General features: G+C 58.6%; 13 protein-coding genes and 1 riboswitch. Of the genes, 11 read left to right on the top strand and 2 right to left on the bottom strand.

Annotated features, from left to right (window positions below; all coding sequences use genetic code 11):
- From AC5RE1_RS07240 to AC5RE1_RS07210, 7 genes are all read left to right on the top strand, one after another.
- Positions 1–801: sugar-binding transcriptional regulator (locus AC5RE1_RS07240; RefSeq protein WP_493938516.1), on the top strand; the 801-nt coding region annotated here is incomplete at its 5' end.
- Between the two features lie 49 nt (positions 802–850).
- Positions 851–1717, top strand: coding sequence for a formyltetrahydrofolate deformylase (gene purU, locus AC5RE1_RS07235; RefSeq protein WP_103632045.1), 867 nt, complete (start codon positions 851–853; stop codon positions 1715–1717).
- A 203-nt stretch (positions 1718–1920) separates the two neighbouring features.
- Positions 1921–2004, top strand: a riboswitch (ZMP/ZTP riboswitch).
- Between the two features lie 40 nt (positions 2005–2044).
- Positions 2045–3337 carry a serine hydroxymethyltransferase gene (glyA, locus tag AC5RE1_RS07230; protein WP_103632044.1) on the top strand — a complete coding sequence of 431 codons (1293 nt, stop codon included), beginning with the start codon at positions 2045–2047 and terminating at the stop codon, positions 3335–3337.
- On the top strand, positions 3334–4227 hold the full coding sequence (locus AC5RE1_RS07225; protein ID WP_103632043.1) for a bifunctional methylenetetrahydrofolate dehydrogenase/methenyltetrahydrofolate cyclohydrolase: 894 nt from the start codon (positions 3334–3336) through the stop codon (positions 4225–4227). Before glyA ends, AC5RE1_RS07225 begins: the two co-directional genes overlap by 4 nt.
- A gap of 83 nt (positions 4228–4310) precedes the next feature.
- Positions 4311–5543 (top strand): arginine deiminase, encoded by a 1233-nt coding sequence (locus tag AC5RE1_RS07220; protein WP_181002097.1) that lies wholly within the window; start codon positions 4311–4313, stop codon positions 5541–5543.
- 65 nt (positions 5544–5608) lie between these two features.
- Entirely contained in the window at positions 5609–6607 is a 999-nt protein-coding gene (argF, locus tag AC5RE1_RS07215; protein ID WP_493938515.1) for an ornithine carbamoyltransferase, read from the top strand.
- Positions 6608–6634: 27 nt separating this feature from the next.
- Positions 6635–7441 carry an exodeoxyribonuclease III gene (locus tag AC5RE1_RS07210; RefSeq protein ID WP_179370290.1) on the top strand — a complete coding sequence of 269 codons (807 nt, stop codon included), beginning with the start codon at positions 6635–6637 and terminating at the stop codon, positions 7439–7441.
- Positions 7442–7590: 149 nt separating this feature from the next.
- Here AC5RE1_RS07210 and AC5RE1_RS07205 read toward each other — a convergent pair whose 3' ends face one another.
- Positions 7591–8721 carry a YhjD/YihY/BrkB family envelope integrity protein gene (locus AC5RE1_RS07205; protein WP_493938514.1) on the bottom strand — a complete coding sequence of 377 codons (1131 nt, stop codon included), beginning with the start codon at positions 8719–8721 and terminating at the stop codon, positions 7591–7593.
- 74 nt (positions 8722–8795) lie between these two features.
- The gene (locus AC5RE1_RS07200; RefSeq protein WP_179369858.1) at positions 8796–9344 is read right to left on the bottom strand and encodes a 2'-5' RNA ligase family protein; all 549 of its coding nucleotides are present in this window, start codon (positions 9342–9344) and stop codon (positions 8796–8798) included.
- Between the two features lie 147 nt (positions 9345–9491).
- Here AC5RE1_RS07200 and pth point away from each other — a divergent pair, with 147 nt between their 5' ends.
- From pth to eno, 4 genes are all read left to right on the top strand, one after another.
- Entirely contained in the window at positions 9492–10103 is a 612-nt protein-coding gene (gene pth, locus AC5RE1_RS07195) for an aminoacyl-tRNA hydrolase (RefSeq protein WP_179369857.1), read from the top strand.
- A 3-nt stretch (positions 10104–10106) separates the two neighbouring features.
- Entirely contained in the window at positions 10107–13691 is a 3585-nt protein-coding gene (gene mfd / locus AC5RE1_RS07190) for a transcription-repair coupling factor (protein WP_493938513.1), read from the top strand.
- A 90-nt stretch (positions 13692–13781) separates the two neighbouring features.
- Complete coding sequence (locus AC5RE1_RS07185) at positions 13782–14360, top strand: hypothetical protein (RefSeq protein WP_493938512.1); 579 nt, start codon at positions 13782–13784, stop codon at positions 14358–14360.
- 184 nt (positions 14361–14544) lie between these two features.
- Positions 14545–15825, top strand: a complete 1281-nt coding sequence (eno, locus tag AC5RE1_RS07180; RefSeq protein WP_179369854.1) for a phosphopyruvate hydratase — start codon at positions 14545–14547, stop codon at positions 15823–15825.
- Positions 15826–15867 lie beyond the last annotated feature (42 nt).

Here is a 15867-nt window from a genome sequence, read left to right as displayed (position 1 = left end):
ATCACGATCAACCACCCCCGCGCGAGGGTCCGCCACCTCGAGAAGGAGCTGGCGGAGCGCTTCGGGATCTCAGAGGTCTTCGTCGTCCGCAGCCAGGACTCCGAGGCGGCGACCGGCGCCCTCGTCGCGGCGACGACGGCCGACTACATCACCGCCCAACGCCCGCTTCCGCAATCCCTCGGCATCGCCTGGGGCCGATCGCTCACCGCGGTCGCCCGGGCGATGCCCGAGGAATGGACGAGCGGCCTGGAGGTCTACCAGATGTACGGCGGCCTCGTCCGCTCGAACGACGACGAGGTGGCCGATTCGATCGGTCTCATGGCGCGTCGCGGGCAGGGCGTCGGCCACATGCTCCCCGCCCCGGCGATCGTCACGGACCCCGAGCTCAGCGTCCGACTGCTGCGCGAGCCCTCGGTCGCGGCGACTCTGGACGCCGGCCCGAGGGCCGACCTCGTCGTATTCTCGCCCGGCATCCTCGAGCCGGGGTCGGTCCTCGTCCGCTCGGGTTTCCTCACGGCGGAGGGCATGCAGAGGATGCGCGAGCTCGGCGCCGTCACCGATCTCTTCTCCCACGTCGTCGACGTTGACGGCAACGCGATCTCACCTGAGCTCGAAAAGCGCACCATCGCTGTTTCCCTCGACGCGGTGCGGACGTCGAAGCGCTCCCTCGCGATAGGCTGGGGCGAAGCGAAGGCCCTGCCCCTGGTCGTCTCCTTGCGGATCGGAATCGCGAACGCCCTCATCGTCGACGAGAAGGGGGCCCTCGCGATGCTCCGCGAGGCCGACCGCCTCCGCGACTGAGGGCCGGGCGGTCCGACCCGATCTCGTCCGCCTCCGCTAATCTGTACCCATGAGTGAATCGACCGTAGAAAACACGAAGCTTGTCATCACGCTGTCCTGCCCGGATCAGCCGGGTATTGTCCACGCGGTGACGGGTGTGATCGGCAGTGTGAACGGCAATATTATTCAGTCCCAGCAGTTCGGGGATCCGGATTCGGGACTGTTTTTCATGCGTATTGAGGTTGACTCGCCGGTCGGTCGAGGTCCCGTCGAAGAAGGTCTGGCGAAGGTTGCGAAGACTTTTGATGCGACCTGGCATATTGATGCCCTCGGTCGTCGCCTGCGTACGGTCATCATGGTGTCGCGCGAGGGCCACTGCCTGACTGACTTGCTCTACCGTCAGCGTAGCCAGGGCCTGCCGATCGAGGTTGTCGCGGTCGTGGGTAACCACCCGGATCTTGCTCCCGTTGCTCAGTTCTACGGCGTTCCCTTCCTGAATATTCCGGTGACGAAGGAAACGAAGGCTGACGCTGAGCGTGAGTTGCTCAACCTGGTCCGCTCGGAAAAGGTGGAGCTAGTTGTTCTGGCACGCTACATGCAGATTCTGTCTGAGAAGGTCTGCGAAGAAATGCAGGGGCGCGTCATCAATATTCACCACTCGTTCCTGCCGTCGTTCAAGGGTGCTCGCCCGTACGCGCAGGCGCATGATCGTGGCGTGAAGCTCATTGGTGCGACCGCACACTACGTGACCGCCGACCTGGACGAGGGCCCGATCATCGAGCAGGACGTCACGCGCGTGACGCACGCCGACTCCACGCCGGACATGGTGGCGCTTGGCCAGGATGTGGAGCGTCGCGTTTTGGCTCAGGCAGTCCGTTGGCACGCCGAGCGTCGCGTCCTTATGGACGGCACGCGAACCGTGGTGTTCTCCCGCTAGTTTTCGTCTATTCCCCAGGCGGATGCGTGACGCACGCACTGCTGAGGAATTGATTCACGAGGCCGAGACCGCTTCTCGCTGGTGAGTGTGAGCGACGGTTTCGGCTTTCGCCACATCCGCCCCATAGCAGGCTGGGAGTGCCTAGATGGAGGTGGCCTCGTACGTGGGAAGGCAGTGCGCGAACTGGTCGCTTCGCGATATGGTGGATGAGTCGTGACTGGCGAACAGGTGGGAAACCACCGGGGAGCGATGAACAGGCACCATAGCCGCCCGCCTGGGCTAAGGCGCCGACCGAGAAATCGGCAGTTCAAGGAGCAGGAGAACCCAATGGATTCCCTTAATGACATGACCCTTGCCCAGCTGGATCCCGAGATTCAGGCTGTGCTCGACGCTGAACTGGCACGTCAGCGGGCGACCCTCGAAATGATTGCGTCAGAGAACTTCGTCCCGCGCGCAGTCCTAGAAGCGCAGGGATCCGTGTTGACGAACAAGTACGCGGAAGGCTACCCGGGTCGTCGCTACTACGGTGGCTGTGAAGCCGTTGACGTCGCAGAAAACCTTGCGATCGAGCGCGCACAACAGGTCTTCAAGGGTGCCGACTTCGTCAACGTTCAGCCACACGCCGGCGCGCAGGCAAACGCTGCAGCCCTGATGGCGATGGCAAACGTGGGCGACACGATTCTTGGCCTGTCCCTCGCTCACGGCGGTCACCTGACCCACGGCATGAAGATCAACTTCTCCGGCAAAAACTACAACGCGGTGGCCTACGAGGTCGACCGTCAGACCATGCGTATCGAGGCTGAGCAGGTGCGCGAAGCTGCTCTGCGTGAGCGCCCCAAGGTCATCATCGCCGGCTGGTCCGCCTACCCGCGTCATCTGGACTTTGCGGCATTTCGTGAGATCGCTGACGAGGTCGGCGCAGCACTCTGGGTCGATATGGCACACTTCGCCGGCCTTGTCGCAGCAGACCTGCACCCCAGCCCAGTCCCGCACGCTGACGTTGTCACCACTACCGTCCACAAGACGATCGGTGGCCCGCGTTCGGGCATGATTCTGTCGTCTCGTGGCGAGCAGTGGGGCAAGAAGATTAACTCCGCAGTCTTCCCCGGCCAGCAGGGCGGTCCGCTCATGCACGCGATTGCCGCAAAGGCAATCGCCATGAAGGTCGCGCAGACCGAAGAATTCAAGGATCGTCAGCGTCGCACTCTCGAAGGTGCTCAGCTACTGGCTGATCGTCTCAATGCAGACGATGCGAAAGCAGCCGGCATCAAGTTGGTCACCGGTGGTACCGACGTTCACTTGGTCCTCGTTGACCTCGTCGAATCGAAGCTGGACGGTCGCGACGCAGAAGATCTTCTGCACGAGGTCGGCATTACCGTCAACCGCAACGCAGTTCCCTTTGATCCGCGTCCCCCGATGCGCACCTCCGGTCTGCGTATCGGCACGCCGGCTCTAGCAACCCGTGGCTTCGACGCCAAGGACTTCGCTGAGGTCGCCGACATCATCGGCACCACGCTGGTTCAGGGGGCATCGGGCGCATCGGTTGACGTTGACGGCCTGTGCGCACGCGTGAAGGCTCTGACCGACGCTCGTCCGCTCTACGTTGGACTTGGCGAATGAGGGCTCCCTGGGAAGGGCCCGCTAAGGTCCTCGACGGTGCGGGTACAGCTGCCACAATCAAGGCGGAACTTGCCCAGCGTGTGAAGAATCTCCGCGCTCGTGGTGTTGTGCCCGGCCTTGGCACGATCCTCGTCGGTGAAGATCCCGGTTCGGTGTCCTACGTTGCGGGCAAGCACCGCGACTGCGCTGAAGTGGGTATCGAATCCATCCGCGTTGACCTGCCGGAAACGGCTTCGCAGGCTGAAATTGAAGCAGCGATTGACCAGTTGAATGCTGACCCGGCATGCACGGGCTACATCGTTCAGTTGCCACTGCCGAAGGACATCGACCAGAACGCGATCCTAGAACGCATTGATCCTGCGAAGGACGCAGATGGCCTGCACCCGATGAACCTTGGTCGCTTGGTTCTTCGTGGCTCTGGGCCGATCGATACTCCGCTTCCGTGCACGCCTCGCGCCGTCATCGAACTGATGGAACGACACGGCATTGACCTTCGTGGCAAGGATGTGTGCGTTGTTGGTCGCGGTGTCACTGTTGGCCGTTCGATTGGTTTGCTACTGATCCGCAAGGAAATCAATGCAACCGTCACCGTCTGCCACACCGGCACGAAGGATCTTGCTGCTCACGTGCGTCAGGCGGACGTTGTCGTGGCCGCAGCGGGTAGTGCTGGACTGATCACCAAAGACATGGTGAAGCCGGGCGCAGTAGTGCTCGATGTTGGTGTATCCCGCGTTGAAGGTGAAGACGGTAAGGCTCGCCTGCGCGGCGACGTTGCAGACGGTGTTGACCAGGTCGCATCGTGGTTGTCCCCGAACCCGAAGGGCGTAGGTCCCATGACTCGCGCGCTCCTGGTGACGAACGTTGTCGAGGCAGCAGAGCGCCTCGCGTAACTGTTTGTGGTGGTGGGGTGGAGCCTTGGCGTTGAGGCTCCGCCCCAGTGCCACATATGTTGGAGTTGAAGATAGTGAGTTCATTGAATCCGTCAGTCACATCTGAAGTTGGTGCGCTGAAGACAGTCCTCGTTCACCGTCCCGGTAACGAAATGTCGCGTATTACGCCAACGAACATGGAAGAACTCCTCTTCGATGACGTGATCTGGTTGGAGCGCGCCCAAGAAGAACACGATGCGATGACCTCAAAGATGCGTCGTCATGGCATCGAGGTTCTTGATTTTTCGACTCTTTTGACTGAAGCCCTCGAAGTTCCAGGCGGTCGTGATGAAGCCCTGGAACTCGTTTTCACCGATAAAACGGTTGGTCCTGCAGCTTTGGATTCACTCCGCGCTTTTACAGCCGGACTGGATTCGTCTCACCTTGCCGAGATCTTGATTGCCGGCATGACGAAGCGTGAGCTTTTAGAACAGATCGATGAACCGAAGTCCGCCTGGATCTCCGGAATGGACTTGGATGACTTCATTCTTGCCCCGTTGCCGAACCACCTGTTCACTCGTGACACCTCGTCGTGGATCGGCGGGGGAGTTGCGGTTTTGTCTATGCGGAAACAGGCTCGTCGTCGCGAAACGATCAACCAAGAGATCGTCTACCGGTTGCACCCGCGTTTCGCTGATCTCAACATCCCCTTCTGGAATCACGGGACTCTTGACGGCCAGGCCACAATCGAAGGTGGCGACATCATTAACGCTGGAAACGACACACTGATTATTGGCGCCTCAGAACGTACGACTGCACAGGGAATTGAACGTCTTGCTCGCAGGCTTTTTGCCGGCGAAGTAGCGTCCACCGTGATTGTTTTGCAGATCGAAAAGAAGCGTGCTCAGATGCACCTCGACACGATTTTCACGATGCTCGATGAAGCAACATTTACTGCCTATGCCGGGTTGGGGAAGGTTCGTACTCAGGTGATTCGCCCCGGTGCTGCTGGCGAATTGGATATCACCGTTCACGAAGCTGATGAGATGTATGACGTCATCGCTGCCGGATTGGGATTCGATTCCATCCGCGTGCTGACGGTCCCCACGGATTCTTTGACCGCCGAACGCGAACAGTGGAATGACGGTTCGAATCTCCTTGCCCTAGAGCCCGGTGTCGTCATGTCATACGAACGAAATACGGTGTCGAACGACTACTTCTCGGACCAGGGTTTCGAGGTCATTACGATCCCCGGCAATGAACTTGGCCGCGGACGTGGCGGGGCGCACTGCATGACTTGCCCGATTGTGCGCGATACTTTACCCGCACGCGTTTAACGTTTGACGCCTCGAACGTTCAACGTTCCTACTTTCAGACCTACACAATCTCACAAGGAGCATCCATGCCTCACGCTCTTCATGGTCGTCCGTTCCTCCGCGAAATCGACTTCACTCCTGCCGAATGGCTGTCTTTGATTGATCTGGCAGCTGAACTCAAAGCCGCGAAGAAGAATGGTACCGAGGTTCAGCACCTCAAGGGGCGCAATATTGCGCTGATCTTCGAGAAGACGTCGACGCGCACGCGTTGCTCCTTCGAGGTGGCAGCTTTCGATCAGGGGGCACACACCACCTATCTAGATCCTTCCGGTTCGCAGATGGGACACAAGGAGTCGACTGCTGATACCGCTCGCGTTCTGGGTCGCATGTTTGACGGTATCGAATACCGCGGTGATGAGCAGGAAAAGGTTGAGGTTCTTTCGGAGCTCTCCGGTGTTCCGGTGTGGAATGGTCTGACCGATGACTGGCATCCGACTCAGATGCTCTGCGATTCACTGACCATGCGTGAACACGCGGGTAAGCCTCTGAATCAGGTGTCCTACGCCTACGTTGGTGATGCTCGTTTCAACATGGGTCGGTCCCTGCTGGTCAATGGCGCGTTGATCGGAGCTGATGTCCGCATTGTTGCGCCGCGTGAACTTTGGCCGGATGAAGAATGCATCGCTCACGCACGCCGTATTGGCGAAGAAACCGGTGCGAAGGTGACGGTGACCGACAAGGTTGATGAAGGTGTTGCGGGTGTTGGCTTCGTCCACACTGACATTTGGGTGTCGATGGGCGAGCCGAAAGATGTCTGGAATGAACGCATCGAGATGCTACGTGACTACCAGGTGAATGCTTCGCTGATGGAAAAGGCTGGCCCGCAGGCAAAGTTCATGCACTGCCTGCCGGCGTATCACGATCGTAAGACCGTGATCGGTGAGCAGCTGTTTGAAGCCACCGGTATGGATGGTATCGAAGTGACCGACGAGGTCTTCGAAGGAGGCGCTTCGATCGTCTTCGATCAGGCAGAAAACCGTATGCACACGATCAAGGCGGTCATGGTTGCCACGCTGGGCGACTGACACCCTGCCGAATTCAACGCACAAGGGATAAGCGTGAAGATTACAAGCATTAACCTGAACGGGATCCGCGCAGCGGTAAAACGTGGTTTTCTTGATTGGATTGCGGTCGAAGACCCGGATGTTCTGCTGATGCAGGAAGTGCGCGCCGATACTCAGATCACCGAAGACATCTTGGGGCAAGAGTGGTTGCTTGCCACCGAGCCGTGTCGCATCAAAGGTCGCGCGGGTGTTGCGATTGCAGTGCGACGAGGCCGTGCAACCCTAGATGATGTTCGCGCAGGGTTGGGGGACGCGGACACTGACGTTGACTCTGGGCGTTGGATTGAAGCCGTTGTCACCGCGAACTCTCAGAGTGTTCGTGTTGTGTCCGCATACTTCCATTCGGGTGAAAAGGATACGCCGAAGCAAGAAGCGAAGATGGCTCATCTGCCTCGCATTGGCGAGCGCATGGCTGAGATTCTTGCGTCGGGTGAAAAGGCTGTCGTCTGCGGTGACTACAACGTTGTTCGCTCACGTCAGGACATAAAGAACTGGATGCCGAACCACAATAAACGTGCGGGTGTCTTGGACGAGGAAATCGTATTCCTAAACGATTGGGTCGATGCCGGCTGGCATGACGTTGTTCGTGACCTAGCCGGTGACGTGCAGGGGCCGTACACGTGGTGGTCGTGGCGAGGCAAAGCCTTCGATAACGACACGGGCTGGCGCATCGACTATCACTATGCAACTCCGACTCTGGCATCGACCGCGACTACATTCGCGATCGGGCGTGCTCAGGCTTACGACCAGCGATTCTCTGATCATGCACCACTCACCGTGACCTACCAGGTTTGACCGCTAGGGCTGTCGTGGGGCCCGGAAGGGAATCTTCTGGATTTCTTTTCAACTCGAGCATGAACAAGCGAAGTGGGGGAACACCATCTGGTGTTCCCCCACAGTCGTATTCAGCCTGCCCGGCCTCGTGAACTAACGGCGGAGGGCAGTTACTTGATCGTCTGCCACTCCAAGTCACGGCTTGCCGAATACAACGGGTCGGGGCGAACTTCCCCGGAAATCGGGTGGTGTGGCCAGAGCAGTGTTCGCGGATCCGAGCAGGTGATGTAGTTCGGGCGTTCTGTGAAATGGACTTCGTCAGCATCCGCGGGCTTGCCGGGTGCCGGCGGGTTTGCCATCCACGCGCATGCCATCAGGAAAGCTCTCATTTGTAGGTTGATCCAGAGGATCAGCGTGATGATGGAAGCGCCCGCCGCAAGGAGTGGGCTCGACGAAGCGCTGACTGCAGACGTACCAAGAATTCGTAGCACGATCGATGCGACTGAGATGATTGCCAGCCCCCAGATCAGGTCTTTGCGCGGAGGATGAACGCGTGCGACAACCCAGATGAGAAGCCAAGTGACCAGCGCATAGACGACGAAAGCGACCACGTAGGAAGCAATTTTCAGCAGGCCGGTGGCAACGGGGCCGGAAGACAAACCAATCGTGCCTAGGATCCACTGGCCACCAAGATCGACGACAATGCCAAGACCGGCGCCCAGAATGATGGAGAGCGCAAGGCCGAGTGCCCCCAGCGCGTTACGCAGAATCTGTATCACCGGATTGTCGGGGACCGTGGGGATCGCGAACATTTTGCGAATCGAATTCGCGAGCTGTCCAATCACGCCGATGGCACTCCACGTCATGATCGCAAGAGCGATGATGCCGGTGATCGACACGGCTCCGGTCATCACGAAATCATCGGGGCTGACCATGCCGTTCGGGTTGTCATCTGTTTGGATCAGGGATGGGATGGCATGCGCAATCGCATCGAAGAATGCGGTGCGGAGCTCCTGATTGTCGCCGATGATCGACAGGAAAACAGTGACAAGAACGGTCAAAGCGGCGGTCAATGACAGGATTGCGGTCAGGGCCATGCCTGAAGAAATTAGGTTGCCGGAGACCTGGTTGTAGCGTGCGAGCATGCGCGCCAGGCGCGTATGTGCCCACCAGGCGCCAAGTTGGGCGACCTTATCGCCCAGGGTCGGGGCGCGGAGCGCGTCGCCGAGACGTGGGGGTGCGGAAGTGGGGATGGCATCCTCTTGTGTTTGAGGGGACGAGGCCACCTGTTCTTTCGTCATGTATTCACCGTAACGGTGGCGGATGAGTGGACACAACGAACGTGACGGATCCCCTGAGCGAGGGGGTGAAGAGATTAGAGTGTGGCTGCTTCGAAGTCGAATAGGGCCATGGTGGAGTACATACCTCGTTCATCGACTTTGTCGAGGCGGAATCCGGGGACAATCCACGAGGCTTCGAAGGTATCGCCGATATCTTCGGCCAAGTCAAGCACAGGATCCTCAAGACCCTGCGCCAAGGTGACGTGCGGGTGGTAGGGGAAACGTTGCTCGATGTTCAGCGGCCCAGTGCGGACTTCGTCGGCGAGGCTTTCACATTCACGCGCACCGTGATCCACATTGAGGAAGGCAACCGGTGAAATCGGACGGAATGAGCCACTGCCTTTGAGGGTCACGCGGAAGGGGCGGTGGTGTTTTGCCACTTCACGCAGGTGACGAATGACTTCGGGACGCTCGCCCGAGGGGAACGGCGTCGGCGGAAGGATCGTAATGTGCGCCGGCACCATCGACCCTTGAAGATCTCCGAGGTTCAAGCGAAGTTCTGTCAGCTGTGTGACCCACGGCTCCGGGATTGCAACAACGACACCGAGCCAGTCTTGGCCGGGGGAACGCTGAGGAAGAAACATTGCAATGCCTAGGGTAGATGGTGAACAAACGGAGTAGCTGTTGACAAGCCTACGTGAGCAACGCATATGCCCGCTAACCCACTTCGGTCCGCGTGGTGTGCAACGCCTTATACGTCATTGTGTGGACGCTAATGGCAGAATCGACGTATGACGTCTTCATCCGCGTGGCTTGTTGTTGGCCTTGGTAATCCGGGGGAGCAGTATGCTGTGACCCGTCACAATGTCGGTCAGTTGACCGAAGATGTGTTGCTCCAACGTACAGGTGCATCGTGGTCATCTCATCGAAGTGGCACCCACGTAGCGGATGTGCGTCTTGGAATTCTTCCCGGTGGTGTGCCCGGTCCGAAGGTTGTGCTTGCAAAGTCGGATTCCTATATGAACACCTCGGGTGGCCCGGTTGGCCGACTGATGAAGTTCCTTGGAATCGATGCCGGTCATCTTCTAGTCATTCACGATGATCTGGATCTTCCGGCGCATGAGCTTCGCTTGAAAAAGGGCGGTGGCGAAGGTGGCCACAACGGGTTGAAGTCCATTTCTCAGGTCCTTGGAACGAAGGACTATCATCGCCTGCGTATTGGTATCGGTCGCCCGCCAGGCAGGCAAGCCCCCGCAGACTTTGTTCTTGCTCGTCTGAGCGCCAAAGACCGCCCCGAATGGGACGTGACCTTTGAAAATGCTGCCGACGTCGTCGAATCCATCGTGACAAACGGTTTTGCTCCGACTCAGATGGCTCTACACTCAGCGAACTCAGGGAAGTAAAGAGTGAACCTTACCGGTTTAAAAGGCATCATTGCCTCAGATTCTGCACTTGATCAGGCATGCGGTTCGATCTCGTCGGCACGGAACGGTTGTTTTGTTGCTCCCGCTGGCGCGCATCCGCCCGTTCTTGCTGCTCTAAGCGAATACGGACAGGCACAGCCACTGATTGCCCTGACTGCGACAGGGCGTGAAGCTGAACGTTTGACTGCTGCCCTGAGGTCGTGGACGGACAGTGTTGAAATGTTCCCTTCCTGGGAAACGCTCCCGCATGAGCGTCTTTCACCTCAGGTCGATACGATGGCCCGTCGTATTGCTGTGCTCCGCAGGCTGGTCCATCCCGTTGCAGGCGATCCGCATGCGGGTCCACTTTCGGTTCTTGTTGTCCCGATCCGCGCGTTCCTCCAGCCAATTATTCGAGGTCTGGCTGACATTGAAGTCGTACGCGTCAAAGTCGGGGATCGTGTTGACCTGACGGATCTTGTCGACCGGCTGACCGAACTGGGATACCAGCGCACCGACATGGTCGAATCTCGCGGACAAGTCAGCGTTCGCGGTGGAATCCTTGACGTTTTCCCGCCTCAGGAAGCGCATCCACTACGCATCGAGTTGTGGGGGGACGAAGTCGACGAGATTCGTGCCTTCTCTCTTCAAGACCAGCGAACCTTAGGGGAAGCACCGGACGGCCTCTGGGCAACCGCATGCCGTGAGCTCCTGCTCAATAGGGCCGTGCGAGCTCGCGCGCGCGAACTGGCCACCAAGCTTCCAGGAGCGGCAGAAATGCTGGCACTCGCTTCCGAAGGTATCGCGGCGCCCGGCATTGAATCCCTGGCACCGGTTCTGACCTCCGGCATGGATCGTCTGCTTGACCTTCTGCCCGCAGATAGCCCGATTATCGCCTGCGACCCGGAGAGGATCGCTGCCCGCGCCCAAGACCTGATCGCAACGACCGAAGAATTCTTAGCAGCCGCCTGGTCCACCGCCGCCGGTGGGGGGCACGTGCCCATTCAAGCAGGCGAGGCCTCGTTCCTTCAGTACGAGGACATCTGGAAGTCGGACGATCGTGCCTGGTGGGAATTGACCACGCTCCCCCCACCCGAACTTGCCGACGCGCTTGGCGAGGACACTTCCGACGCGCTCGCGGAAGAGACGAAGGCAGTGGTTGCGTCCCCAGCTCTGATGAGCATGGGAGCGCGTGACGTACGCTCGTACAGGGGCGATTTTGTGTCGGCGAGCGCAGATTTGAAGCAGCTTGCGTCGCAGGGCTGGCGGATTGTCATCACAACCGAAGGCCCCGGTCCTGCACGCCGAATCCGCACAATTATGGCTGAAGCAGGGGTTCGGGCAACTCTGCGCGACGATATTGAGACTCCTGTCGAAGCCGGTTCGGTTGCCGTTACGACCGCGCAAGCTGGACAGGGTTTTGTCCTGCCGGATGAGCAGTTCGTTATCCTCACGGAGTCGGATCTGACGGGTCGTACGGGTTCTACAACCCGGGACATGCGACGGATGCCCTCGCGTCGCAAGAAGGGTGTCGACCCGCTGTCACTGCACCCGGGTGACTACATCGTCCACGAGCAACACGGTATCGGCCGATTCATTGAGATGGTCTCGCGCACCGTGGGACGTGGCTCCGCATCTGTCACCCGTGACTATCTGGTTTTGGAGTACGCGCCTTCAAAGAGAGGCCAGCGTGGGGATCAGCTGTTTATTCCGACCGATGCCCTTGGACAGATTTCCAAGTACACGGGTTCGGATCAGCCGACGCTGACGAAGATGGGTGGAGCTGACTGGGCGAAGCGGAAAGCGAAGGCGAAGAAAGCGGTCAACGAGATCGCCAAGGAGCTTATTCGCCTCTACGCTGCCCGTCAAGCAACCAAAGGACACGCGTTCGGCCCCGATACTCCGTGGCAACGCGAACTTGAGGATGCATTCCCATATGTGGAAACCCCCGATCAGCTGGTGACGATTGATGAAGTGAAAGCTGATATGGAGAAGCCGATCCCCATGGATCGCCTGCTGACGGGCGATGTCGGATACGGCAAGACCGAAATCGCTGTTCGCGCTGCGTTTAAAGCAATTCAAGATGGCAAGCAGGTTGCTGTGCTTGTCCCGACGACCCTGCTTGTACAACAGCATGTCGAAACTTTCACCGAACGCTACGCGGGCTTCCCCGTGACCATTGCGTCCCTCTCGCGTTTTTCAACGCCGAAGGAAACGCAAGAGGTGAAAGAGGGGCTTGCCTCGGGGCGCGTTGACCTTGTGATTGGCACTCATTCCTTGCTGACGGGAACGGTGGTGTTCAGGAACCTCGGCCTTGTCGTGATTGACGAGGAACAGCGTTTCGGCGTTGAGCATAAAGAGACGCTGAAGGCGCTGCGCACCGATGTGGATGTGCTGTCGATGTCAGCCACGCCGATCCCAAGAACGCTGGAAATGGCAGTGTCAGGTATTCGTGAGATGTCGATTCTGCAGACTCCACCAGAAGAACGTCAGCCGGTTTTGACTTTTGTTGGAGCGTACACGGATGCGCAGGTCAGCGCGGCAATTCGCCGTGAGTTGCTACGCGACGGACAGGTGTTTTTTGTCCACAATCGCGTGGATTCAATTTCGAAGGTCGCAGCCCACATTCAGGAACTCGTTCCCGAGGCGCGCGTGAGGATCGCTCACGGAAAACTGAGCGAACACCAGCTAGAGGACGTGATCGTCGACTTCTGGAACCACGAGTTCGACGTTCTGGTGTGTACCACCATTGTGGAAACCGGCTTGGATATTTCCAACGCGAATACGCTGATCGTGGATCGCGCCGATGTGTTCGGTTTGTCCCAATTGCACCAGTTGCGTGGTCGAGTGGGACGAGGCCGCGAGCGTGCGTACGCGTATTTCTTCTATCCGGCGGACAAGACTCTGACGGAAACCGCGCATGAGCGCCTGAAAACTATCGCTGCGAACACCGACCTGGGTGCGGGGCTTGCTGTCGCACAAAAGGATCTAGAGATCCGAGGTGCCGGCAACCTGCTGGGCGGGGCTCAATCCGGTCATGTTGAAGGGGTTGGCTTCGACCTGTATGTGAGGATGGTCGCCGATGCGGTCGCAGCCTATCGGGGCGAGGCTCCTGAAGAGAAGAGCGACCTGCGGATGGATCTGAGCGTTGATGCCCACATTCCTGAGGACTATGTGCCCGGTGAGCGTCTGCGCTTGGAGGTATACGGCAAGATTGCGTCGATCACGTCGCCCGAACGAGCAGCCGATGTGCGCGAGGAACTGATTGACCGATACGGGCCGTTGCCCCGAAATGTGGAATTGCTGTTCGATGTTGCTCGCCTTCGCACTATCGTGCGCGCAACCGGTATTGAAGAGATCGTGACCCAGGGCAAGTATCTGCGTGTTGGTCCGGTAGATTTGCGCGAGTCTCAGCTTCTTCGCTTGAAGCGTTTACACCCGGGTGCGGTCATTAAAGCTGCTGTTCGACAGGTCATGGTTCCCCTTCCCATGACTAGTCGAATCGGCGGAGAAACGCTCACGGATGAAGCGTTGCTGGATTGGGTTGAAACTTTGGTAACGAAGATTCTTGTCCCTTTCAACGCCTGATTTCATCATCACGGCGCTTTCAGCACTTTTAAAGGAACGTGTCATAAAATAACCATGGCCAACATGGGCTATACGGCAGGGAGGACCTACGTGTTCAGCGTAAAGAAAGCAGCAATGGTTGCTGTAGCAAGCATTTCCATCCTGGGACTCGGAGCATGCTCGGCACACCCGGGCACCGCAGTTTCAGTGAACGGCGTCAACTACTCCGAAGCTGATGTCTCAGACGCCCTTTCCCAGTACGCTGAGTTGACCGGCCAGCCGATGGATCGCGCAACCCTTGTGGCCATGCTTCCCGATGCTTTGAAGTTCACGCAACTGGCTAATGAGAACCAGATTTCTGCAACCGATGAGCAGGTGAATGAGTTCGTTGCGTCGCTCGTCGACCAGGGACGTATTCAGGCTCCATCCGGTGACCTCAACCCCGTTCTGACCGAGATTCTTCGCTACTCGGTGATCAAAGCTCAGCTGGACCAGATGGGCCAGGATGCGCTTGCCACCCTCGCTGAGGACTACAAGGAAATCGCTGCTACGCAGAAGGTTGACATCAACCCCCGCTACGGCACGATTACAGAAGAGGGCAGCCTCAAGGCACCGATCTTCGGTGACGTTGTGGATGCCTCCGTTTTCACGGCTGCCCAGACCAGTGGCGGAGCTGAGTCTGACAAGTGATCGTGTGATCCATTCCTCCTTGGTTTCGTCAAAGATCGGGACCAAAGGCGGCTGAACGGATCATCGCACCCCACACGGCGTGAATGCTTGTTCAGATTTGCGTCTGCAACTAGGCCGAATGGCCGCAAACGTACTACCGTTATGACTGACAACAGTCCACGAAATTGATCGATTGGAGAATGACGTGGCAAGGATTGAGGCTATTGGAGCTCGCGAGATTCTGGACTCGCGCGGTAACCCGACCGTTGAGGTTGAGGTCCTGCTCGAAGACGGAACGCTTGCGCGCGCATCCGTGCCTTCAGGCGCTTCCACCGGCGCATTTGAAGCAGTTGAGCGTCGCGACGGCGACAAGGGCCGTTACTTGGGCAAGGGTGTTCAGGACGCCGTTGACGCAGTGAACGACATCATCGCCCCCGAACTGATCGACGAGGACGCTGCAGATCAGCGCGCCATCGACCAGATCATGCTGGATCTCGACGGCACCCCGAACAAGGGCAAGCTTGGTGCAAACGCCATCCTCGGTGTTTCCCTCGCTGTTGCGCACGCAGCAGCTGAATCCGCTGGTCTGTCGCTCTACCAGTACCTCGGTGGCCCGAACGCTCACGTTCTGCCCGTCCCGATGATGAACATCCTCAACGGTGGTTCACACGCCGACACCAACGTTGACATCCAGGAATTCATGATCGCTCCGATCGGTGCACCGACCTTCCGCGAAGCCCTCCGTTGGGGCGCAGAGGTCTACCACACCCTCAAGGGCGTCATCAAGGAACGCGGTCTGTCCACCGGCCTCGGCGACGAAGGCGGTTTCGCACCGAACCTCGAGTCCAACGCTGCAGCACTCGACCTGATCATCGAAGCAATCGAAAAGGCCGGCTTCAAGCCAGGCGAAGACGTTGCTCTCGCCCTCGACGTTGCTTCCTCTGAGTTCTTCAAAGACGGCCTGTACCAGTTCGAAGGCGAAGGCCGCACGACCGAGTACATGGTTGAGTACTACGAGAACCTCATCTCGAAGTATCCGCTGGTTTCCATCGAAGACCCGCTGTCGGAAGACGAATGGGATGCATGGAAGTCCCTCACCGACAAGATCGGCGATCGCGTCCAGCTCGTTGGCGATGACTTCTTCGTTACCAACCCGGAGCGTCTGCGCAAGGGCATCGAGCTCGGTGCCGCCAACGCTCTGCTGGTCAAGGTCAACCAGATCGGTTCGCTCACCGAAACCCTCGATGCAGTTGAGGAAGCACACCGTAACGGCTACCGTTCGATGACCTCGCACCGTTCCGGCGAGACCGAAGACGTCACCATTGCTGACCTCGCAGTTGCCACCAACTCCGGTCAGATCAAGACTGGCGCACCGGCTCGTTCCGAGCGCGTTGCCAAGTACAACCAGCTCCTGCGCATCGAAGAAGAACTCGGCGATGCAGCTGTTTACGCTGGCCGGTCCTCCTTCCCGCGCCTCGGCCGCTGAACTGAGCGTAGCTAGGAAAACGCTTCGTTGACGATGTGCTCA

The sequence above is a fragment of the Actinotignum sp. usb-actsch-rep-73 genome (genome assembly GCF_059082735.1).
The sequence above is the reverse complement of the archived record's forward strand: the minus strand, read 5'-3'. Positions and strand labels throughout refer to the sequence as shown.

What these genes read in the sequence shown, in the direction of transcription:
- purU (WP_103632045.1), top strand. Translation starts at nt 851, where the DNA reads ATGAGTGAATCGACCGTAGAAAACACGAAGCTTGTCATCACGCTGTCC.
- glyA (WP_103632044.1), top strand. Translation starts at nt 2,045, where the DNA reads ATGGATTCCCTTAATGACATGACCCTTGCCCAGCTGGATCCCGAGATT.
- AC5RE1_RS07225 (WP_103632043.1), top strand. Translation starts at nt 3,334, where the DNA reads ATGAGGGCTCCCTGGGAAGGGCCCGCTAAGGTCCTCGACGGTGCGGGT.
- argF (WP_493938515.1), top strand. Translation starts at nt 5,609, where the DNA reads ATGCCTCACGCTCTTCATGGTCGTCCGTTCCTCCGCGAAATCGACTTC.
- AC5RE1_RS07205 (WP_493938514.1), bottom strand. Translation starts at nt 8,721, where the DNA reads ATGACGAAAGAACAGGTGGCCTCGTCCCCTCAAACACAAGAGGATGCC.
- AC5RE1_RS07200 (WP_179369858.1), bottom strand. Translation starts at nt 9,344, where the DNA reads ATGTTTCTTCCTCAGCGTTCCCCCGGCCAAGACTGGCTCGGTGTCGTT.
- pth (WP_179369857.1), top strand. Translation starts at nt 9,492, where the DNA reads ATGACGTCTTCATCCGCGTGGCTTGTTGTTGGCCTTGGTAATCCGGGG.